The organism is Sulfitobacter sp. (assembly GCF_041552635.1).
In the GTDB taxonomy this organism is placed as follows: Bacteria; Pseudomonadota; Alphaproteobacteria; order Rhodobacterales; family Rhodobacteraceae; genus Sulfitobacter.
This window is the reverse complement of the sequence record NZ_JBFEKM010000204.1, coordinates 1-5,998: the sequence shown is the minus strand read 5'-3', so window position 1 is coordinate 5,998 and position 5,998 is coordinate 1. Positions and strand designations below refer to the sequence as shown.

Here is a 5,998-nt window from a genome sequence, read left to right as displayed (position 1 = left end):
TAGCCGAAACCGCCCAGAACCTGCCTCAGTTTTTGGGGTTGGTGAAAAAACGAGTTAATCTAAGCACACCCGCGCCCCTCGCCTTGGCAACATCAGATATTCAAATCGCAAGGTCAGCTTGTGAAGATCGCAAATTCAAGTTGCCCATTTCTGTCGCTGCGAAACTGCACCCGACGATAGTGACGCGTTTTGATCAGTAACCCCAATAAATCAGATGAAATATTCCAAACCGTTCCAAGCGGACTTGACCGGCTCAAGGTCGAAGGGATTGATCAAACCGAGTTCTTCGACCTTGAGGCAAAGTCACTCCTTGTTCAGACCCAGATATGCTAAATGAAGGCTACCATTAGAAAGGGTAAGCCCAGCATCCCCGCACAGATGATGGCAATTGAAATTCCTAGTCCTTTGAACATCTTAATTCCCCGTGAGCTAAAATTAACAGTGACCGGAAATTAAGAGCGGTAGGCCTATTATCAATGCGGCGGGCTGCCGCACTTACATAGGCAGCAGAACAGTTGTGGGACAAGCAACCATCGTGATCATGCATTTGGGCAGCTGTGGCATGACCGCGAGCAACTGCCCCCGTCAACGCTTTTCACGAAACGCACCGTCCCGTCACAGCGAGCGCCGTGCAACTGGAGAAGGCGTTTCGCCAAATCCATACCTACGAGAGTAACTTCGGGCATGGATGCTCCTTCCTTTCGTGCTAGCTTTGACAATCACAACAATGGCGCAATGCGATGCCGGTGGGAGGTGCATCCACGCCATTAACAAAGCCGTTGCGCAGTCTCCCCACCGATGGCAGAGACGCGATCTGGAAGATTACATCGCAACAAGGGAGGATCCAAATGGACGATGAGACAATGGTGCCGAAGATCTCATCGATCACCTTGGACGTCGTTTCATAGCTCGATTGTTCGATCGCCATTTTGAAAAGCAGCCTTGGGTCGACCTCGAGCGCCTTGGAGAGCGCGGACACACGGTCCAACGGGATCTTACTTTTCCCGCTCTTCAGCATGCTCATCATGTTGACGTTGATGAAACCAGCTTCGTTAGCGATCTCTTGCTGGCTTTTACGCGGGCGCAACTCGAGTATCCTCTTTGTCAGGTATGCTGCCAGTCGCGTGTCTGCGTATGGGGGTTTGGGGGCCATCGTCTTTTCCATTTATGAAGTATCACAGCAACTCGACTGCTTAATTTCATTATAGAAAGGCTGATGTTGGGAGTGCGCAGGGAGGTCTTGGCCGTTTGATGTCTTTGCTGTTCCCACTGTGGCTGCTGACTTATCTTTGAGCGTGGTTTTCAGGCCGCTCGAAGGCGAGGAAAATGTTTCACGCAGGGAGAAGGTCGTTATAAGAGAGCCATCGATGTGGTGAATTTATGCTATACATTTTGCATTACAATTTGCGCTACAGCGAAGATATAGAATGATTTAATATCAATGCCTTAATGGTTTTACTTACATCTCTTGGTGGACTTAGTATCCGCCACCTACCCTTGATTTTAAAAGATTAATCTGATTTGGAGGGTGGCGTTGCATGTTTTTGTGCATGCTATTGTGGGGCATTGTTGAGGCGTCCAGTTAAAGCTTCGACACTGCCAAACCGCGCCCGAGAAAGGTACAGAACTTATCCAACACGCAAAAATCTCCGATTTTTGTCCCTGCGTCGCCACTTTGAAATGCAGTCACTTGCCTGCATTCCATCACCTACGGTGATCAGTGGCTTGCGCGTGTTGGAACCTTCGTTCCTTGACAGCAATTCAATCCGTTTGTCGCCATCGGCTCAGCTCCCAGCCAGTAACCTGGCGGGGAGCTGATCCACTGTGACCACGGACTTGATTGCTATCAACCTTTTAGGGCTGGGGCGGGGCTATGGTCCGAGCGCGTTGCATTGAACGCGCGGTCATCCGATCTCGACGCACGCGAGACGGCGCTTGTTGAGGCCGAGGATGCCGTTGGGGCCGTTGCCGCCAAAGTGCAGGCACGCTCAGATGCCGTAGGGGCGCGGGAAACCGACTTCAAAAAACGGGCTTATCAGTGTTGTTGTCGCTGTCGTTTTTCATCGGCTTTGTTTTGGGCTGCGTCTGATCCATGGATGCCACTGAGGCGCACCCCTTGAACCCTTTCCAGCGTCGGTGCGGGATCAGTGTCGTTGGACACCCAAGCAAAGCCCTCAGAGACCTGCACAACCCCTTTCTCTTGCAAAGCCTTTTGCGCACGAAGAAAAGCTGTGCTTGCTACGCTATCGCTGTCACCTCTGCTCAGACCTCGAAGATCACAATGTTCGCGCCACTTATCAACTGAAACCAATTTACGGTCATTGGAGAGGCCTTCACCCGCTTTGGTCTGGCGATGAGCAGCCAACGCATCGAAAAGCGCCTGCTTGGCGATCGATGCCTGCCCCTTAAGGTGAGTTGGCTTCTTCACAGGCTCAGTCGCCTCGACAACAGCAGATGTCACCGGGTCATCATCTTCATCGTTGCCGAGGAATACGCTTTGCAACCTATAGGGGAAAACTCTACTCTTCTTTTTGTCGTGTTGTTTGCGGTCCTTTGCCATGATCACATCACCAGAATGGGTCAATTCTATCTCACTGTCAGCGGCCGCCCTAAGGCTACCGCTGCCCCTTGCACCTTCGCTTGTATCCTTGCCGCTATGGTGGATACAGGCTGCGGCACGGAGTTTTCCGAAGTTGATGGGTCGTTAGGTTTCTTTCTTGTCGTTGACAATGTTCATCGACGCCACGCCGCTTTCGCCCAGATCGACCTTTGCGAAGGGGCCGCCGTGGTGCATTTCGCCAGGGTCTTTCAGGTCAGCAGGGGGGGCCGCTGCCAGAACCTCGGGCGCGAATTGTTCGGCATTGTCTTTGGGCCGGTAGCCAAGGAATGACGCTTTGGCATTGTCCACGGGTGCACGGTCATTGTTGGACACACCGTAAACGACGCTAAACCCGACCGACGGCGTGTCGACGGCGCGGGTGACCAGCTGGATCAGATCGTCATAGGACAGCCATGACCCCAAGGCGCGTGGATTATTGACCTGCGCGCAGCTTAGGATGCGCATGCAAACGGCCTCAAGGCCGCGCTTGTCCCAATACATCGACGCGAGGTCTTCGCTGAAACACTTGGCCAGGCCATAAAAGGTATCGGGCTTGTGCGGCGCATCAATGCCGATGAAATCCGCTTTCTTGTGCATCCCCACCGCGTGGATCGAAGAGGCATAGACCACACGTTTCAGTCCGTGCTGATATGCTGCCTCCCAAATGTTATAGGACCCGACAAAGTTCGGCCCCAGCAGTTCCATAAAGGGTTTTTCATCCACGATGGCCCCGAAATGCACCACCATGTCAGCACCTTCAAGTAAGGGGGCGATCTGGTCATAGACGGCCACATCGGCCTTGGCAAAGGTTTCACCGGGGTAAAGCGCGCCGATGTCATCGGTGATATCGGTGCTGACCAGTTCTTCGCACATCGCGGCCAAAGGTTCACGCAGGTAGGATCCCAGACGGCCCGCGGCCCCCGTCAAAACCAGTTTTTTCAGCATTGTCATTTCCTTCATTATTTCACTTGAGGGCCGATTTGACTTGGCCCAATAGATTATCCGCACCCTTGGCCAGCAGCCCCGCATCACTGCCACAGGCGACAAAGCTGAAGCCTTCGTTCAGCAGTTCTGCAGCAAATGCGGGGTCCGACACCAGCGTGCCGACGGGCATGCCCCGGCTCATCAGTGCGCGCGCGGCGGGGCGGATCAACTGCCAGACCTCGGGGTGCATCGGTTGGCCAAGGTGTCCCATGCTGGCAGCGATATCGGCGGGACCAAAGAATATACCGTCGACACCATCGACTTCTCCATACGCCAAGGCGTTTTCCACCGCTTGCACGGTCTCAAGCTGGATCAGGATGGCGGTCTGTTTTTCGACCTCGCTGTAGTAATCGGCGATCCGGCCAAAGCCGTTCGCCCGCGTGGTTCCGGCCACCCCGCGCACCCCGCGTGGGGGGTAGCGGCAGGCAGCGACGGCGTCTTGTGCTTCTTCGATGCTTTCGACCATCGGGAACAGCAGTCCGGGCACGCCCAGATCCAGCAGGCGCTTGACCTTGACGGCGTCGTTCCAGTCGGGTCGCACAATCGCGGTGGTGTCTGTTGCCGCAAAGGCCTGCAATTGCCCCAAAAGCGAGGCAAGCTCGTTCGGCGAATGTTCCATATCCAGCAGCGCCCAGTCGTATCCGGCAGGGGCCACTGCTTCGGCGGCATAGGCGTTGCTTAGGGTGATCCACAGACCGACCTGTTGCTGGCCCGCACGGATTGCGCGCAGAAATGCATTTTCGCGTAGCTTCATATTACGGCCTTTTCGATCATCGATGCGCCATCCTCTATCCGACGATAGTCGAAGGGCGTCAAATCGAGACTGCGATATTCGCCGTAAGCAATCAATTCCGCCATGCCGCGCCCAAGGGCAGGGGACTGTTGCAGCCCGTGGCCGGAAAATCCGTTCATGAACATGAAGTTCCCGACCTCGCCATGCGCGCCCAAAATCGCGTTCTGATCCAGCGTGTTAAAGGCGTAATGTCCGACCCATTCGTTGATCACCTTGACGCGGTCCAACTGCGGCACACGGGTCGCGACAGCGGGCCATGCCTTGTTTTCCCAGATTGAATGATCAAATCCGAAGTCGTCATAGGCTACGGCGGGGTCTTCGTCAGGGGTGCAGCCGACCATGTAGTATTTCCCCTCACTGCGGAAATGCACGCCTGATGGGTCAATCGTCAGCGGCAAATCACGGTCCAGCGGTTGGGCGGCGTCGACGACGAAGGTATAGCGCTTGCGCGGTTCCACTGGCAGGCTGATCCCCGCCATTTGCGCCGTCGCCAGCGCGCGCGGTCCCGAGGCGTTGACGACCGTGCCACAGCTAATGACCGCACCGGATTTCAAGGTCACGCTGGTCACAGCCTTGCCATTCGGGGCCTTTGTGATCGCGATGACTTCGTCATGGACATATTCCACGCCGCGCCGCCGCGCCATGCGTTTGAACCAGTCAAACATGGTGCCACCGTCAAAATAGCCTTCGTCGATCAGATTATGATTGCCGGCCAGAATGTCATCAAGCTGGTAGAACGGATAGGCCGCGGCGATTTCATCGCGGCTCAGGTGCTTTGTACCTGCGCCAAGCGCCATCTGCACCTGTTGGTTCCGGCGCAGCGTCTCGGCAAATTCCGGCGTATCGGCAAGGTACATATAGCCAAAGCTTTGCAGTGCCAGATGGGGTACCTCTGGGTCATCGCCCATGAACTGGCGGAAATTCTTGATGAACTCCGCCCCGAATTGCGACACTTTTACGTTGATCGCAGCAGTGAATTGCTGCCGGATGCAGCTGTTCGTGTGGCTTGTCGATGCGAATTCATAGGTGGGGTCGCGCTCGACCACCAACACCTTGCCATCAAATCCTGCCATCTGCGTCAGCCACCATGCCAGCGACGATCCAAAGATGGCGCCACCGACAATGACAACATCATATGACGTGCGGGCAGGGGCCATGTGAAATCTCCTTTTGGGGCGGCGGGTACCGAGCTCTTTGCCTATCCCTACGCAAATTGCGTGCAGTGAAAAGAGGCTATTGAGCAAAATGCGCGGCAATCGCAAATTTGCCTTTCCCGCGGTTCGCACGCCTGCCACCGCGCGGGTACATCCGGGCCATCACAGCGGCGGTTTGGGTCACCCTAAATCAGGCCGCCTGACATTGGTTTGCCCGCCAGTTGTTTATCAGCGCCAAGGAACTGCCAGTGCTGGACAATACCAACCTTGCGTCTATCTTGACCCCTACGATCCATCCCTTGTTTGACGGAGCAGCACTTGCAAACCGACCGCCAAGAAATCGAGAACCTGATCGCGCGCATTGCGCTTAAGGATCGTGCCGCGTTCGATCAGCTATACGACCGGATCAGTGCGAAACTATTCGGGGTCTGCTTGCGTGTCTTGAACAAACGCGCCGCAGCAGAGGAT

Annotated in this window: 6 protein-coding genes and 1 pseudogene; 2 read left to right on the top strand and 5 right to left on the bottom strand. The window is 55.2% G+C overall.

Going from position 1 to position 5,998, the window contains the following annotated elements; genetic code table 11:
• On the top strand, nucleotides 1–200 hold a 200-nt coding region (locus ABYT07_RS18220), incomplete at its 5' end, for a hypothetical protein (protein ID WP_372993440.1).
• Between the two features lie 506 nt (nucleotides 201–706).
• On the opposite strand, the gene ABYT07_RS18215 is transcribed toward ABYT07_RS18220, so the two are convergent.
• From ABYT07_RS18215 to ABYT07_RS18195, 5 genes are all read right to left on the bottom strand, one after another.
• Nucleotides 707–1,153 carry a helix-turn-helix domain-containing protein gene (locus tag ABYT07_RS18215; RefSeq protein WP_372993439.1) on the bottom strand — a complete coding sequence of 149 codons (447 nt, stop codon included), beginning with the start codon at nucleotides 1,151–1,153 and terminating at the stop codon, nucleotides 707–709.
• 882 nt (nucleotides 1,154–2,035) lie between these two features.
• The gene (locus ABYT07_RS18210) at nucleotides 2,036–2,584 is read right to left on the bottom strand and encodes a hypothetical protein (RefSeq protein WP_372993438.1); all 549 of its coding nucleotides are present in this window, start codon (nucleotides 2,582–2,584) and stop codon (nucleotides 2,036–2,038) included.
• 120 nt (nucleotides 2,585–2,704) lie between these two features.
• Complete coding sequence (locus tag ABYT07_RS18205; RefSeq protein WP_372993437.1) at nucleotides 2,705–3,544, bottom strand: NAD-dependent epimerase/dehydratase family protein; 840 nt, start codon at nucleotides 3,542–3,544, stop codon at nucleotides 2,705–2,707.
• 19 nt (nucleotides 3,545–3,563) lie between these two features.
• The gene (locus ABYT07_RS18200) at nucleotides 3,564–4,337 is read right to left on the bottom strand and encodes an HpcH/HpaI aldolase/citrate lyase family protein (RefSeq protein ID WP_372993436.1); all 774 of its coding nucleotides are present in this window, start codon (nucleotides 4,335–4,337) and stop codon (nucleotides 3,564–3,566) included.
• Entirely contained in the window at nucleotides 4,334–5,533 is a 1,200-nt protein-coding gene (locus tag ABYT07_RS18195; RefSeq protein WP_372993435.1) for an NAD(P)/FAD-dependent oxidoreductase, read from the bottom strand. Before ABYT07_RS18195 ends, ABYT07_RS18200 begins: the two co-directional genes overlap by 4 nt.
• Nucleotides 5,534–5,848: 315 nt before the next feature.
• On the opposite strand from ABYT07_RS18195, the pseudogene ABYT07_RS18190 reads away from it, so the two are divergent.
• Nucleotides 5,849–5,998, top strand: a pseudogene (locus tag ABYT07_RS18190) (RNA polymerase subunit sigma); the annotation flags it as partial.